15 protein-coding genes are annotated in these 15,735 nt (G+C 61.4%); 12 read left to right on the top strand and 3 right to left on the bottom strand.

Annotation, left to right across the window (positions count from 1 at the left end; genetic code table 11):
• Position 1: 1 nt before the first annotated feature.
• Together ACR0LD_RS15455 and ACR0LD_RS15450 are read right to left on the bottom strand one after the other, a co-directional pair.
• A complete protein-coding gene (locus tag ACR0LD_RS15455; protein ID WP_480637796.1) occupies positions 2-349 on the bottom strand; it encodes a hypothetical protein in 348 nt (115 codons plus the stop codon).
• A gap of 35 nt (positions 350-384) precedes the next feature.
• Positions 385-1,095 carry a DUF599 domain-containing protein gene (locus tag ACR0LD_RS15450; protein WP_170421054.1) on the bottom strand — a complete coding sequence of 237 codons (711 nt, stop codon included), beginning with the start codon at positions 1,093-1,095 and terminating at the stop codon, positions 385-387.
• A gap of 81 nt (positions 1,096-1,176) precedes the next feature.
• Here ACR0LD_RS15450 and ACR0LD_RS15445 point away from each other — a divergent pair, with 81 nt between their 5' ends.
• The 6 genes from ACR0LD_RS15445 to ACR0LD_RS15420 all read left to right on the top strand — a co-directional run bounded on the left by ACR0LD_RS15445 (position 1,177) and on the right by ACR0LD_RS15420 (position 7,396).
• Positions 1,177-2,625, top strand: coding sequence for an FAD-linked oxidase C-terminal domain-containing protein (locus tag ACR0LD_RS15445; RefSeq protein ID WP_480637794.1), 1,449 nt, complete (start codon positions 1,177-1,179; stop codon positions 2,623-2,625).
• 25 nt (positions 2,626-2,650) lie between these two features.
• On the top strand, positions 2,651-3,751 hold the full coding sequence (locus tag ACR0LD_RS15440) for an FAD-binding protein (protein ID WP_480637792.1): 1,101 nt from the start codon (positions 2,651-2,653) through the stop codon (positions 3,749-3,751).
• Positions 3,752-3,755: 4 nt separating this feature from the next.
• On the top strand, positions 3,756-5,078 hold the full coding sequence (gene glcF, locus ACR0LD_RS15435) for a glycolate oxidase subunit GlcF (RefSeq protein WP_480637790.1): 1,323 nt from the start codon (positions 3,756-3,758) through the stop codon (positions 5,076-5,078).
• A gap of 119 nt (positions 5,079-5,197) precedes the next feature.
• Entirely contained in the window at positions 5,198-5,989 is a 792-nt protein-coding gene (locus ACR0LD_RS15430) for a trypsin-like serine peptidase (RefSeq protein ID WP_342355391.1), read from the top strand.
• Entirely contained in the window at positions 5,986-6,804 is an 819-nt protein-coding gene (locus ACR0LD_RS15425) for a trypsin-like serine peptidase (protein ID WP_170359854.1), read from the top strand. The genes ACR0LD_RS15430 and ACR0LD_RS15425 overlap by 4 nt, the downstream gene beginning before the upstream one ends.
• A gap of 124 nt (positions 6,805-6,928) precedes the next feature.
• The gene (locus tag ACR0LD_RS15420; protein ID WP_170342492.1) at positions 6,929-7,396 is read left to right on the top strand and encodes an Hsp20 family protein; all 468 of its coding nucleotides are present in this window, start codon (positions 6,929-6,931) and stop codon (positions 7,394-7,396) included.
• 141 nt (positions 7,397-7,537) lie between these two features.
• On the opposite strand, the gene ACR0LD_RS15415 is transcribed toward ACR0LD_RS15420, so the two are convergent.
• Positions 7,538-9,013: an NAD-dependent succinate-semialdehyde dehydrogenase gene (locus ACR0LD_RS15415; protein ID WP_170367515.1), complete on the bottom strand. Its 1,476-nt coding sequence runs from the start codon at positions 9,011-9,013 to the stop codon at positions 7,538-7,540.
• A 289-nt stretch (positions 9,014-9,302) separates the two neighbouring features.
• Here ACR0LD_RS15415 and ACR0LD_RS15410 point away from each other — a divergent pair, with 289 nt between their 5' ends.
• The 6 genes from ACR0LD_RS15410 (at position 9,303) to ACR0LD_RS15385 (ending at position 15,731) form a co-directional block, all read left to right on the top strand.
• Positions 9,303-10,382: a hypothetical protein gene (locus ACR0LD_RS15410; RefSeq protein WP_480637787.1), complete on the top strand. Its 1,080-nt coding sequence runs from the start codon at positions 9,303-9,305 to the stop codon at positions 10,380-10,382.
• A gap of 251 nt (positions 10,383-10,633) precedes the next feature.
• Positions 10,634-11,752: a hypothetical protein gene (locus ACR0LD_RS15405; RefSeq protein WP_170367517.1), complete on the top strand. Its 1,119-nt coding sequence runs from the start codon at positions 10,634-10,636 to the stop codon at positions 11,750-11,752.
• 21 nt (positions 11,753-11,773) lie between these two features.
• The gene (locus ACR0LD_RS15400; RefSeq protein WP_480637785.1) at positions 11,774-13,705 is read left to right on the top strand and encodes an AAA family ATPase; all 1,932 of its coding nucleotides are present in this window, start codon (positions 11,774-11,776) and stop codon (positions 13,703-13,705) included.
• Positions 13,702-14,070 carry a hypothetical protein gene (locus tag ACR0LD_RS15395; protein WP_170367519.1) on the top strand — a complete coding sequence of 123 codons (369 nt, stop codon included), beginning with the start codon at positions 13,702-13,704 and terminating at the stop codon, positions 14,068-14,070. The genes ACR0LD_RS15400 and ACR0LD_RS15395 overlap by 4 nt, the downstream gene beginning before the upstream one ends.
• A 55-nt stretch (positions 14,071-14,125) precedes the next feature.
• The gene (locus ACR0LD_RS15390; RefSeq protein ID WP_480637783.1) at positions 14,126-15,463 is read left to right on the top strand and encodes a DUF6638 family protein; all 1,338 of its coding nucleotides are present in this window, start codon (positions 14,126-14,128) and stop codon (positions 15,461-15,463) included.
• A gap of 1 nt (position 15,464) precedes the next feature.
• Positions 15,465-15,731, top strand: coding sequence for a hypothetical protein (locus ACR0LD_RS15385; protein WP_093963662.1), 267 nt, complete (start codon positions 15,465-15,467; stop codon positions 15,729-15,731).
• Positions 15,732-15,735 lie beyond the last annotated feature (4 nt).

Genomic DNA, 15,735 nt, shown 5'->3' with positions numbered 1-15,735 from the left:
ATCAGTCCAGCGTCACAAGCGTAGTGTCCGCGTTCCAGCCATCGACACTGCACCGGGCCTGCACCTGAACCTGACGCGCGCCTTCGGGGATCGCGACCCCGCCCAGCGACCGGGTAAAGGGCTGCTCGGTCTCGTGCGGGTGATGCAGAACTCGCATCCCCAGCTCGGTCCCGTCCATCGCCAGAACGCGCCAGCCATCGGCATAGTGGTCCCACCCGGTATCGGGATGGCGGATGGTCACGTCGAATCGCCAGGTTTCGCCCGTGCGCGTCGCGGTGACATTTTCGACCGTCGGCGGGTCGGCGAGGGCCGGGGCGGCCAGAAACAGGCAGGGGATCAGGTGTCGCATTGCGCCAGTCTAGGATCTGATCGGGCGGGGCGCGATCACGTCTGCGTGTCCGGCGGCAGGCTCAGCAGGATCGCGCGGGAATGCGAGGCAAACTCGCGCCGATAAAGAACCCCCAATGTCAGAAGCGTGCCGATGATCAAAGTGATCGGGCCCAGGATCCAGGCCAGCGAGGCTAGCGCGAAATAGGTGGCCCGCAAGGCACGGTTGAAGCTGCGCGCGGCGGTCACGCAGATCTCGGCCGCCTGTGCCGCGCGCGGATAGGCCTGCGGATCCTCGGGCTCGTTGGGCACCGCCGCCATCAGCACCGCGCAGTAGCCGAACAACCGGTGCGCCCAGACGTATTTCAGAAACGCATTCGACAGAAACAGCAGCACGATCAGGATCTTGACCTCCCACACCATGGCCGGCGCGCTGCCGATGGCCAGGTCCTTGGCGACGCCCGACAGTCGCTCGGTATTGCCCAGAAGGGCCAGCCCGCCCCCGATGGCGATCATCGTGGTCGAGGCAAAGAACGTACTGCCCTGACGCATCGTGCCCACGACCTGGGCGTCGAACATGCGGGGCTGACGGGTCACCATTTCGCGCATCCAGCAGCGGCGGAATTCGTCCATCATCACCGCGACCGAGCGCTTGCCGGGCGCGGGGTTCTCGATCCGCCATCCGATCCATTGCCAGGCGATCAGCAACAGCAGGACGGCGGCGTAGTCCAGGGGCGAAAACAGCAGGGCGCGTTCGGTCAATGTCATGGCGCGACAGTACGTCCGACGAAGGCAACTTGCCAGATGCAGAAATTGGTAATATTATTTTACCAAACTGGAGGATCCGCCATGGACATGCCACAGCCCAACCCCGACGTTTTGGCCCACAAGGCCAGCGTTCTTGCCCGTCTGCGGCAGGTTCTTCCCGAAGATGCCATCATCGCCGACCCGGCCGAAACCCGCGCCTATGAGTGCGACGCCCTGACCGCCTACAAATGCGCGCCCATGATCGCGGTTCTGCCGTCCTCGACGCAGGAGGTCTCGGACATTCTGCGCATCTGCCATGACGAAGGCGTGCCGGTCGTGCCGCGCGGGGCCGGGACCTCGCTGGCCGGTGGGGCGCTGCCCACCGCCGATTGCGTGATCCTGGGCGTGGCCCGCATGAACGAGGTGCTTGAGGTCGACTATGACAACCGCTTCATCCGCGTGCAGACCGGCCGCACCAATCTGAGCGTCACCGGCGCGGTCGAAGAGCAGGATTTCTTCTATGCGCCCGATCCGTCGTCGCAGCTGGCCTGCGCCATTGCGGGCAATATCGCGATGAACTCGGGCGGCGCGCATTGCCTGAAATACGGGGTGACCACCAACAACCTGCTGGGCGTGACCATGGTGCTGATGGATGGCCGCGTGGTCGAGATCGGCGGCGCGCATCTGGATTCCGGCGGGCTGGACCTGCTGGGCGTGATCTGCGGCTCGGAAGGGCAGCTGGGGGTCGTCACCGAGGCGACGCTGCGCATCCTGCGCAAGCCCGAGGGCGCGCGCCCGGTCCTGATGGGTTTTGATGACAATGCGGTGGCGGGCGAATGCGTCTCGGACATCATCAAATCCGGCATCCTGCCCGTGGCGATCGAGTTCATGGACCGGCTGTGCATCGAGGCCTGCGAGAATTTTGCCCATGCCGGCTATCCGAATTGCGAGGCGCTGCTGATTGTCGAGGTCGAAGGCTCGGACGCCGAGATCGACAGCCAGTTGGCCAAGATCGTCGAGATCGCCAAACGACACAACCCGGTCGAGCTGCGCGAAAGCCAGTCGGCCGAGGAAAGCGCCCGCATCTGGCTGGGCCGGAAATCGGCCTTTGGCGCGATGGGGCAGATCAACGACTATATGTGTCTGGACGGCACGATTCCGGTGTCGGCCCTGCCGGACGTGCTGCGCCGCATCGGTGAATTGAGCAAGGAATTCGGCCTGCCCGTGGGCAACGTGTTCCACGCCGGCGACGGCAACATGCACCCGCTGATCCTGTTCGATGCGAACAAGCCCGGCGATCTGGAAAAGTGCGAGGCCTTCGGGGCCGAGATCCTGAAACTGTGCGTCGATGCCGGCGGCTGCCTGACCGGCGAGCATGGGGTGGGCATCGAAAAACGCGACCTGATGCATCATCAATACGCGCCTCAGGACCTTGAGGCGCAGATGGCCGTCAAGGACGTGTTCGACCCGAAATGGCTGCTGAACCCCGCCAAGGTGTTCCCGCTGGACGCCAGTGCGGCCCGGCGCGTCGTGCCGATGGCGGCGGAATGACTCCCAAGACAGAACGGACCCCGCAATGAGACCTGAATCAGAGTCTGAACTGGCCGAAATCGTGGCCGGCCTGAATGAACCGGTACGCGTTGTCGGTGGCGGCACGCGCGGTGTGACCGGCCCCGACCGGATGCTGAGCACCGAGGGGCTGCGCGGGATCACCCTGTACGAGCCGGGGGCGTTGACGCTTGTGGCGCAGGCCGGAACCCCGCTGGCTGAGATCGAGGCCGCTTTGGAGGCCGAAGGTCAGCAGCTGGCGTTCGAGCCGATGGACCATCGCGCCCTGCTGGGATCCTCGGGCGCGCCCACGATCGGCGGTGTCGTGGCCGCCAACGTCTCGGGGCCGCGCCGGATTCAGGCCGGGGCCTGCCGTGATTTCCTGCTGGGCGTGCGCTTTGTCGACGGGCAGGGGCAGATCATCAAGAATGGCGGGCGGGTGATGAAGAACGTCACCGGCTATGATCTGGTCAAGCTGATGGCCGGGTCCTGGGGCACGCTGGGCGTGCTGACCGAGGTGTCGCTAAAAGTGCTGCCCAAACCCGAGGCCAGCGCGACGCTGGCCGTACCCGCCAAGGACGCCGCGACTGCGGTTCGCATCCTGTCCGAGGCGCTGAAATCACCCTTTGAGGTCACCGGCGCGGCCTATGATCCGCAGCAGCAGCGCGCCTTGATCCGGATCGAGGGGTTTGCGGAATCGGTCTCGTATCGCACCGGGCGCCTGCAGGAGTTGCTGGGCCAGTTCGGCGCGGTTGATCCGATCGAGCCGTCGGACGCCCTGTGGCAGACGATCGGCGATGCGGCCGATTTCGCCGACACGCCCGGCGATGTCTGGCGGATTTCGGTCAAACCCGGCGACGCGCCCGAAATCGCCGCGCGGGCCGAGGCTGATCGGACCCTGTTCGACTGGGGCGGCGGGTTGATCTGGGCGCTGGTGCCCGCAGGCACCGACCTGCGCGCGCGCATCGGCGCGTTTTCCGGCCACGCCACGCTGGTGCGGGCCGGGGCCGATACCCTTGCCCGGCTGGGCCGGTTCCAGCCGGAACCGCAGGGAATTGCGTCTCTGACACAGGGGATTCGACAGAAATTCGACCCGCGCGGCGTGTTCAACCCCGGGCTGATGGGATAGGGCGATGCAGACCACATTCACCGAAGACCAGTTGAAAGACCCCGGCACCCGCCGCGCAAACGAGATTTTGCGCAACTGCGTGCATTGCGGGTTCTGCACCGCCACCTGCCCGACCTACCAGGTGTTGGGCGACGAATTGGACAGCCCCCGCGGGCGCATCTACCTGATCAAGGACATGCTGGAAAACGAGCGTGTGCCGGATGAAAAGACCGTCAAGCATATCGACCGCTGCCTGTCCTGCCTGGCCTGCATGACGACCTGCCCGTCGGGCGTGCATTACATGCATCTGGTCGATCACGCGCGTGAATATATCGAAAACCGCTACAAGCGCCCCTTCTCGGACCGGGCGCTGCGGTGGATTCTGGCACGGATCCTGCCCTATCCGATGCGGTTTCGCTGGGCGTTGATCGGAGCCAAGCTGGGGCGGCCGTTCCGCTTTCTGATGCCCGACGCGCGCCTGAAGGCGATGCTGGACATGGCGCCGAAACACATCCCGCCGGTCAGCCGCAATGACGACCCACAAAGCTTTGCGCCCAAGGGGCAGGCGATCAAACGCGTGGCTCTGATGACAGGCTGTGCGCAAAAGGCGCTGAACACCGACATCAACGATGCCACGATCCGCCTGCTGACCCGGCTGGGCTGCGAGGTCGTTGTGGCCGAGGGCGCTGGCTGCTGCGGGGCGTTGACCCATCACATGGGCAAGACCCGCGAAAGCCATACCACCGCCGCCGCCAATATCCGCGCCTGGACGCGCGAGATGGACGGCAAGGGGCTGGATGCGATCGTCATCAATACCTCGGGCTGCGGCACCACAGTCAAGGATTACGGGCACATGTTCCACGACGATCCGCTGGCCGAGGACGCGGCGCGGGTGTCGGGCATTGCCATGGATGTCAGCGAGATCCTGATGCAGCTGGACTTGCCACAGGGTGACGACAAGGAGCTGACGGTGGCCTATCACGCGGCCTGCTCGCTGCAACATGGACAGCAGATCAAGACCTATCCCAAGAACCTGCTGAAAAAGGCGGGGTACACGGTGGTCGAACCCGCCGACAGCCACCTGTGCTGCGGCAGCGCGGGCACCTACAACCTGATGCAGCCCGAGATCTCGGCCAAGCTGAAACAGCGCAAGGTGCGTACGCTCGAGGCCAGGAACCCCGATCTGATCGCGGCCGGGAACATCGGCTGTATGATGCAAATCGGATCAGGTACTCAACTGCCCATCGTGCATACGGTCGAGCTGTTGGATTGGGCCACAGGCGGGCCTCGGCCCCCTGCGCTGGATCGGGCCGGACAGTCTGCGGATTCGGTTCCGATCCTGCGGTGATCGGGCCTGATGCGCCGACGCATCAGTCTGGTGCGGATTAGGCCCGGTCCGGCTCTGCCCTATTTTCGCCAAACGCCACGCGTAAGTAGATTGGCCGATACCTCATGCCGGAGAACCGCGTGCGCACATGGATCAGGGCGATAGCGTTATGTGTTCTGCCATTGGCAGCCACGGCGCAGGATACTGGGCTGCAAAGCCTTGAAACCTCGGATTCCGGACGCGAATGGATGGCGGTCGGACGGCTGAACATCAACGGCACCGGCTTCTGCACTGGCGCGTTGATCTCACCCACCCTTGTTCTGACCGCAGCGCATTGCCTGTTCGACCAAGCAACCCGCCAACGAATTGATCCGGGCCAAATCGAGTTTCTGGCGGGGTGGCGACATGGCCGCGCATCGGCCTATCGCACGGCGCGCCAGGCGGTCATTCATCCGGAATACGAGTATGACCGCGCCGCATCTGTCAGCCGCGTGCGCCACGACGTCGCGCTGATCGAGTTGTGGCAGCCGATCCGAAATACGACCGTGATCCCGTTTGAAACCGGCTACAGGCCAACGCGTGGCGAGGATGTCGGAGTGGTTTCGTACGCCCACAACCGCGCAGAAGCCCCTTCGCTGCAACAGGTCTGCTCGGTCATGGCGCAGCAATCGGGGGTGCTGGTCATGTCCTGTGACGTGGATTTGGGTGCGTCCGGCGCACCGATCTTCTCGTTCTCAGGGGATCACCCCCGGATCGTATCGGTCGTGTCCGCCAAGGCCGAATTGGAAGGCCGGCGGGTATCGTTGGGAACAGCGCTGGAAGAGTCGCTGGAGGTGCTGCGCACCGAGCTGTCCGCAGGGAATGGATTTGGCGCCTCCGGCAATACGCTCGAGCCTGGAAAGAACGTCGGCGCAAGGTTTGTCCGGCCATGACCTGCCGTATCGTGACATTGGCCCTGATTTTGGCCGGGATTGCTGCGTCGGCGGTGGCCCAGGACAGTGGCAAGCGCCGGCTAACCGATCGGGACGACCTGTATGGTTGGGAGGCGATCGGGCGGTTGGACATCGGAGACCGCTCGTTCTGCACCGGCACGCTGATCGCGCAGGATCTTGTTCTGACCGCAGCCCATTGTGCGACGGACAAGGCCACCGGCCGGACCTACGCACCCGGCGAAGTCACCTTTCGCGCAGGTTTGAGCGATGGACATGCGCTTGCAGAAGGCACGGTCGTGCAGATCGCCGTCCTTCCGGACTATGATCCACGGGTTGGCCTGTCACCCGAGATGGTCCGGGTCGATGTCGCCCTGATGCGACTGGATCAACCGATCCCGTATACCGTCGCCAACCCATTTGCATTGCACAGTGGCCGGGTCGCCGGGGATGAGATCAGCATCGCTTCGTACGGGCGCGGCCGATCCGAGGCAATCACGCGCCAGCGGTCCTGCCGGATTCTGGAGCGGCGCCAAGGTTTGATTACCTTCAATTGCGATGTCACGTTTGGATCTTCCGGTTCGGCAATTCTGGCCCGCAATGGGCCGCGTTGGCAGATTCTTTCTGTGGTATCTGCGGTTGGTACCGACGGCCGTCGGAAGGTCGGGTTCGGCATGGAACTTGAGGGGATCGTCTCGGACCTCAAGGCCATCATGCGGCGGGATGCGCCGCAGCCAAAGGCCAAGATCCGGCGGCTGCAGGTCGGCTCGGGCAAGTCCAGCTCAGGCGCGAAATTCATCAGCTCCGGCGGGTCTTGAACTCAGCCAGATCCTTTCCCATTTCATGTGTGTCGGGCAGCCAAACCGGGGTCCGACGATGACCAACGCCCGTCCAATCGGAGGGCAAAACTCGTAAATCGCTCTGAACATGAGGATAACGAACATGCGTAGCTTTGATTTTGCACCACTGCACCGTGCAACCGTCGGCTTTGACCAGATTGCCGACATCATGGATCGGGTCATGACCAGCGAAGTGTCACAACCCAGCTATCCCCCGTACAACATCGAAAAAACCGATGCCGATGCGTATCGCATTTCGATCGCAGTCGCCGGCTTTGCCGAAGATGACCTGACGATCGAAGTCAAGGAAAACGCGCTGGTCGTGGCCGGTAAGAAAGCCACCGAAGACACCAAGCGCACCTATCTGCATCGCGGCATCGCCACCCGCGCCTTCGAGCGTCGTTTTGCTCTGGCCGACCACGTCCGCGTGACCGGCGCCAGCCTGGAAAACGGCATGCTGCACATCGACCTGAAGCGCGAGGTGCCCGAAGCGCTGAAACCGCGCCGGATCGAGATCACCTCGACCAAGGCGATCGAAAAGGACGTGGTTGACGCCAAGCCCGTGAACTGAGGCTGAGACCGCCCAAGCGGCGATGATCGTCTCCTCCCTCGGTTGTCGCACAACCCCGCGTTCCTCCGGACGCGGGGTTTTTCATGACGGTTGCAAAGAAAAAGGGCGCCCAGAGGCGCCCTTGTCTCATGGTCCGTCCGATCAGACCGCCATGCAGATGTATTTCATCTCGAGATAGTCTTCCATGCCGTGGTGGCTGCCTTCACGGCCAAGGCCGGATTGCTTGACACCACCAAACGGGCCCAGTTCCGAGCTGATGATGCCGGTGTTGATGCCGACGATGCCGTATTCCAGCGCCTCGGCCACCTTGTACACGCGGCTCAAATCCTTGGCGTAGAAATACGAGGCGAGGCCGAAGATCGTGTCATTGGCCATGGCGATGACCTCGTCCTCGTCCTCGAACTTGAACAGAGGCGCCAGCGGGCCAAAGGTCTCTTCCTGCGCGACCTTCATGTCCTGGGTCACGTCGGTGATGATCGTCGGCTGGAAGAAGGTGCCGCCCAGATCGTGCGGCAGGCCACCGGTCAGGATCGCGCCGCCATTGGCCGTGGCATCGGCGATGTGCTCCTGCACCTTGGCCACCGCCTCGTCGCTGATCAGCGGGCCGGTCGTTGTGCCATCGGACAGGCCGTCGCCGATTTTCAATGCCTCGACCGCGGCCTTGAGCTTGGCGGCAAAGGCGTCATAGACACCGGCCTGCACATAGATGCGGTTGGCACAGACGCAGGTCTGGCCGTTGTTGCGGAATTTGCACAGCATCGCGCCTTCGACGGCGGCATCCAGATCGGCGTCGTCGAACACGATGAACGGCGCGTTGCCGCCCAGCTCCATCGAGCATTTCATGACCTGGTCCGCGGCCTGACGCAGCAAGATCCGGCCCACCTCGGTCGAGCCGGTAAAGGTCAGCTTGCGCACGCCGGGGTTCTCGCAGAACTCCTTGCCGATCTCGCTGGCCTGTGACGAGGGCACCACGTTGAACACACCCGCCGGAATGCCGGCCTGTTCGGCCAGCAGCGCCAGCACCAGCGCCGACAGGGGCGTTTCGGTGGCCGGGCGCGCGACAAAGGCGCAGCCGGCGGCCAGTGCCGGGCCCGCCTTGCGCGTGATCATCGCGTTGGGGAAGTTCCACGGCGTGATCGAGGCCGCCACCCCGATCGGCTGTTTCAGCACCATGATCCGCTTGTCGCGCTGATGGCCGGGGATGGTCTCGCCATAGACCCGCTTGGCCTCTTCGCCGAAAAATTCGATGAAGGAGGCGCCATAGGCGATCTCGCCCACCGCCTCGGCCAGGGGCTTGCCTTGCTCGGCGGTCAGGATCTTGCCCAGATCCTCGGCGTTTTCCATCATCAGGTCGAACCACCGGCGCAGGATCGTGGCGCGCTCCTTGCCGGTCAGCTTGGCCCATTCCTTCTGTGCGGCCTCGGCCTGCGCGATGGCACCGGCCACCTGGGCGCGGCTGACATCCGCGACCTCGGCGATCACGTCGCCGCGGGCCGGATTGGTGACGGCAAAGGTGCCGTTGTCACCATCGACCCATTGCCCGCCGATATAGGCCTTGGTGACCAGAAGGTCGGGGTTCTTCAAAAGCGATTTCAGGTCGGTCGTGGTATCCAGCATGGGTCGGCCTCCGGGCAGGGAAAGAATTTGCGCGTACCCAATCAGGTGGCGCAGAACATGTCTAGGGCCACCCGGGGGCGTCAATCAATCCAGATTTGATCAAAAAATAGATCGGCGTGCGATGCAAGGGCCGGAAAGCATCAAAAGCCAGCCAGCTGTTGGTTTTGACGCCTATCTTTTTCGATAGGGTTTTGCCAAAGTTCCGGTGATTTGAGAGACCCAGGGGGATGTAAATCGTTATAACATTTCCTATCTTGTTGGGTAGATAAGAAAAACAAGGATTGGACAGATGTCGAACCAGCAATTCGAAGCATTGATCGAGGAAACCCAGGCCAAGGTGCGTGAAAGCCAGTCGCAGATCGAAGGGCTGACCTCGCGGATCGAGGCCGCACGCGCCAAGATCGGAACGGCCGAAGCGGATATCGACATCGAAAATGCCACGCTTGAAGACGTGCACGCCCATACCGAGGTGATGAACGCAAACATCGCCGAACTGATCATGGGGCTGGACGACGTCACCAGCGCGTTTTCCAAGGATTTCGACGCGATGCGCTCCAAGACCGGGTGGGAATCGTTCGTGGGCATCTTCTCGAAGGGTAAATCCGAGTCCATGCGCCAAGAACGGATGCGCTCAGCCAATATCGACGACAAGCTGCAGGACCTGATCGCCAAATCCGACGTGATCGTGAAGCTGCTGGAAGGACAACTGGCCGTGCTTGAAGAGCAGCGCGTGAAGGTGGAGAACAACCTGACCGTCACGCTGGATGACCGCGAGGCGACCGTGGCGGAACTCGAGGCGCTGCGCGCAGAGATTCAGGGCATGGATCCGACGATCATCACGCTGGAAAACAAGATCAGCGTCGAACAGGACGCCGCCGCGCGCACCCAGTTTGAGTCTGAATTGGCCGAGCTGAACAAGCAATACAACGCCAAGGTTCAGGAAGAACAGGTGAAGCTGGCCAAGTCCCAGACGCTTGAGCGCTATATCGAAAAGGGCAAGACCTGGGTCGATTCACTGCAGAACCAGGCGGCGACGCAGATGGTTCTGATCAACAAGCTGCAGACAGACACGCAGCAACGCGTGGTGCTGTATGACGCCCTGACCAAATCGCTGAAAACCGCGCAGCAGCAGGACGTGGCCCACCGCATCAACGAGATCGGTGTGCAGACAGACCAAGAGGCGCAGACTGCCATGGCCGCCATCGGCACCGCGACCAATCAGAAAATGGCCGACATGCTTGAGGCGCATGAGGACCACATGGTCTTCGCCCGCGACGTACTGGAGAAAAAAGCCAAGGCAGACGAACGCTTTGCCCGCCGGTTCGCCTCGATTGTTGAGAAGCATGATAAGAATTTGTATGGGGGGTGAGGACGCGATCCGTTCGCCGCTAAAGATGCTAAGTTCAGCGGTGGGCGTTGCGCTCTTTGGGGCGCTTCTCATCCTGTTCGGGTACCTGACCCAATTGATTCCAGCATACCTTGGTCCCGATCTGAGATTGATGATGTTCTTCGTGCCATTGGTCTTCGCGCTCGGCTCATTTGGAGTTTCAGCCGTGTTCGCAGTCTGGGGCGCACTTTGGTTGGCATTCGAGGTATTCCTTCTATTGGTCGATAAGCTAAATGACTAACCCCACCCAAGACCATGTCGGCCTGACCGATACCTTTGCCTCGCGCCGCTATTTCCGCAAATTCGAGGTGATCACCGTCCACCTCCTGCGCGTGGCCGCGACGATGGAGGCCGAGGGCGCGATCAGAAAGCAAGAGGTGCGGATCGTGTCGCGCTACCTCTCGGGGTTGCTCTACACGTTCCGGGCGCTCAGCATGAAATACCTGCTGGTCGGGCGCGATACCGGGCGGTTCTTCGGCAGCCTCGCGATGGACAAGCGCGACAGCGGGTTTCCGGTGGCGGCTGAATTGCTGACCATGGCCAATGACGCGCAGCAGGCGCAGGTACATCTGGCGAATATGCCCTCGGAAGATGACCTGAAAACCGAGATGGTGCGGACGATCATCAGTGACAGGGAAATCCCCACCAAGCTGCAATTCGCGCTGTCCCAAAGGCTCTATTACGAGGAATTGTTGAAAGGTCAGCTGTTCTGGGCTCGCAATGACCCGGAATGCCATTGGATCGAGACCGAGGGCGAGCGGCGGAAATTCCTGATTCATTGGGCGGTCTATGACAGCCAGATCAACCTGCCGGTCATCTACCTGATGCAGTTGGAGGACAGCGGCAAAACGGCCCTGCCCAAGGACCAGCGTCGCTGGCCCGAAGTGCAGGCGCATCTGATGGCGCAGTCGCTTGGTGGCTTGAAACTGGTGACCATCGCCAAGGGGTTCGATCAGGATTTCGACGACCTGCACCCCAAACATTTGCGCCGCATCCATGTGGGCCCGATGTATTCCTCGGCCTATACCGAGCAATCCGGCCCCCTGCGGCAGGTGTTGGAGGACGCGCAAGCCCCCGAGGGGCAGGATTGGGCTCTGGCCTGGACCACCGAAGAACTGCACAGCGAAGAGGTCATCGAAGAACGCGCCGGATGGTTCTCGACCGTCGAGCGCGAGGTCTTTGCGTTGGACCCCTTCGGCGGACAGGGGGCCGAGACCGGGGCCACGCGTACCCAGCGCTCGATCATTCTTCCCCAGCGTCCGTTCCAGGTTCTGGCCGAACGCAATCCGCCAGGCTTTGCGGATGTGCGCAAGTTTGTGGTCAGCAAGTCCGGGCAGGTGTTGCGATATTGATAATACAAAGGCGATTTTGAAATGAGTTTGACGTCAGACCAGATGGAATTGCGCGAAGAAGATATTCGCAAGCACTATCCTGCCGCCACCGCGTTGCTGAACGGGTTCGAGCATGCGCCGCGCATAGCCAAACCCGCCGAGGCCGCCGTCGAACGGTCACCGGGTGTGTCGACGGGACGGCGGTTCCGGTCGACCACGCCGGGGTTGGTAACCCGCCGCACTGCGCGGGCCGATGGGGTGCAACTGGTCGAACGGATAGAGGCCGCGGATGACGGCGACGCGCTGGTGTCCCCGCAGCAGGCGACCACACAGCAGGCGATCCGCCGGGCGATTGCCATCGCTTTGGCGGTGGCCGAAACCTATGCGGACCAGACCCCGCTGGCCGATCTGAAACGCGCCAATCTGGCCGGAGATCTTGCCGCCGCGCGCAAGACCGAATTCTCGGATCTGCTGACCGCCGAAGCGTTGATCACCTTGCACACCTTCGGCAATGCGTTGGCCTATTTGATGTCCTCGCATCTGGGTGAGACCACGGTCGAAATCGGTGAAATCGATGAGGTCCTGACAGACAACGGCCAACTCGCCCTGCACGGTGCCCTTTGGGAGCTGGATCAGGTTCTGGCCAAGCACGCGCCCGATGATGCCCATCTGATCGCGGCCACCAGTGCCTATGCAGAGCAACTGATGGAAAAAGCTGCTCTGCGCGCGCAAACGGCTGGCCATCTGGCCCCGTTCCAGAACGCCGCCTGGCATATCGAGGCCGACGATCTGACGATCCGGGGATTTGAGCCCGCGTCGAAAGCCAAATCCACCACGCTCACCATGACGTTCAAGAAACCGAACGAGGTGGTGGGCAACCATATCGCCAAATATCAGGCCATGAAGCTGGCCAAAATGCTGATGGCTTATGATTTTGACCGTCGCCTGAACCCGTTCGCGGAGCTTGGCGGGTTTATCTTTACCTTCATGGGCGACGGCAAACCGGGCACCGGCAAGACCACTCTGATCCAGATGATGGCCGGGCTGATCAATGATTATTGCCAGAATGCAGGCTATCCGTTCCGCTATCAGAACCTGAGCACCGACAATATCGACAGCTATCAGGGCAAATCCGGCCAGAACGCCAAGGCGTTCATCAACACGATCATCGACCCCTCGGTCATCGGCTTTGGCACGATCGACGATATCGATCAGCTGGCCGGCAAACGCGGCGACCGGCAGTCGTCAGCCGGTCAGCTGGAAATCACCGCCGTGCTGATGGAGAGCTTTGCCGGCGCCAACACCGTGGTGCGCGGCAACTGCACCTTTGGCATGTTCTCTAACTACCCTGAAAACGTGGACGACGCCCTGCGCCAGCGGGCGGGTGCGCGGTTCTTGGTGGACGGGCCGCAAACGCGCGAGGATTACATCGACATCCTTCACCTGCTGATGGGGCGCAACCACGACATCCCGTTGGGCGAACACGACGCTTATGCCGCCCAAGAAATCAAAAAGGCCGTCGCCGCCAGCTTCGAAAGCCACTCCCGCCCGCATGAGGACGCTCTGCTGCAGGTCTATGACCGGGTCTCAGGCGAGATCGGCCAGATGGACACGATTGCGAAGCTGGGCACCTACCTCAAGGCGATTCAACAGGCCGATGAGCGGTTCACCGGCCGCGCGATCAAGAACATCACCGACGCAGTCAAGGTCCGTGCGATGGATTTCGAACTGCCCGACGAATGGATGGAGAACCCCGACCTGTTCCTGTTCCGCGACTACGACACAAAGAAGGCGATGATCGAGGACCTGCGCCAGCCGATCACTGTGGACATGGTGATCCAGGAGATCAATCGCTACGCCGACAGCGAGTTCCGATATGCCGACAAGAGCGACGAGGTCGCCATCGAAAACGCCGTCCGCGAGATGGGCCGGATGGAAGAGGCCAAGCGGCGATATCTGGAGGGGAAGGGGTGAGCTTTTGGAGCTTTTTCTTACCCTACTTCGTTGCTTTATTAGTACTTTCTCTATTGAGCTATATTTGTGTGTCTCTCTTTTGGCTCAAGCCGCTCGAAAGGCTACATATTCTTTTGGCGTTGGTAATCGATGTCGTGATCACGATCTCGCTTATGTCTGTATTGACGGTCATCGCCCTTCTTTATGCAACGGGTTTCGCTGTCTCGGAGACTTGTGGCGACCCCCTCACAAGCGGCTTACCTTGTCCGATTCTGGAAAAATTCGGTTGGTCAGTTTGGGCGATACTTATTTGGATTCCAGTGACTTTTTATGGTTTGGTACGAAGGCTCAAAGTGGCTTTCGTCGAGAACAGAGCTGCATCATGATGGATAGCTATCTGTCATCAATCGATTGGCTGCCAACTGAACAAAGGCTCGCTTCATGATTCGCCTCATCGAAAAAGGCCTGATGTTCGGCAATCTCGTCCACATCTCCAGCCCGGCTCTGGTCGAGCGGTATAACCGCGCGCTGCAACATCTGGCGGGCAAGACCACGGCGCTGACGGATTTCCATGTCGATATCTCGGGGTATTCGCCCGAGGTGGGGATTGAACTGGACGACCCGCTCTACCTCAACCCCAACGGGGTCAACCGGCAGTTCATTCTGCTGACGACCGAGCAGAAACGCGCGCCTCTGCTGAACGTCAAATTCTCGACCTCGCGCGATATCCTACGCGAATTCATCGAGATGAACGAGGCGCAGTTGTTCGCCCTGACCGCCACCGATGCGGTGGCCGGAGAGCTGGTGAACTCGGTCTTCAAACTCACGACGCCGCGCGACCTGCTGAACCTGCGCAATATTGAAATCGAGGCCGACACCGTGGGCGGCACCCTGCGCAAAGCCGAGCAGCTGGCAGGCATGGTCGAGCGGTTCAAGACCGAAGAAGACGCCTGGTTCGACGATGTGCTGATTGCGAAGATGATCGAAACGGCGAAAGAGACCGGAGATGTCACCCGCAACCCTGTCCGGCTGCGCCACACCGTGTTTGAACAGCACAACTTCTGGACGGCGCATTTCGGCGGCATGTATCTGTTCCCGGATCTGGATCACCCGGCGGCGATCTGCATGGGTGAAAGGCCAGAGGATTTGCCGATCAAATATGTCTTTGATCCGTCGCAGCGAAACCAGATTGCCAAATTTCTGAATTACAACGATCTGGTCGAGCCGATCGTCAAGGCCCGCGGCGTGGATGCCGCCGCGATCCTGCAACAGAAGATGGACTTTCTGACCGTTGACGCCGCCGCGGATGCGGGCATTGATCTGACCGGGCTGGACCGCAGCGACATGCGGCGTTTGGCGCGCAACCACGCGGATCGCTTGCCCGAAGCCTATCATGGCCTCGCGCAATTGTTGCGCTGGGCGACAGATGGCGGGCCTTGGCCGCGTATCACTTCGGATCATCCGGCCTATTTCTATTCGCTGCGCGCCGCCAATACCCCAAACCGCGATCTTGTGAATATGCTGCTGGCCGAGCTTGCCCCACTGGACCCGCGCCAGATGTTCATTTGCCACAAGGAACTGTTCTACCGAACGTATGGTGGCTGGCCGGAGCCAAAAAAGGCCTATGTGGCCGAGTTTCTTGCCCGTGAATATCAAGTGGACAAGGCCGGGGCCCGCGCCGCACTGTTCGGGCATGAGCCCGACATGAGTGGCGAGGACCGGGTCAGCGAGGCGGTGATCGCACGGGTCGGCCCTTGGGGCGCGGTAAGGAAAGAGTGATATGTTCGGAGCAATGCGCCTGTTTCTCGGTTTGCTTGTCGTTCAGACGATTGCCTACTTTGCCTTGTCACTTTACTCGCGTCGCGTCCGGCGGCAAAAGCTTGAGACGTGGTGGGAAGAGAAGGGCAAGACCGGCAACAAGGAAGCCTTTGTCGAACGCGGATTGCATGTCTATGACAATTCGTTCCGTCGCAAACTGATCCTGGGTGTTTATATCGTGCCTTGGGTGGCGATCGCCGCGCTGATCTATGTCGTGAACTACATGTGAGGTT

This window comes from Ruegeria sp. BF8, from assembly GCF_056538625.1.
Note: the sequence above shows the minus strand (reverse complement) of the source record. Positions and strands in the feature narration are given on the sequence as shown.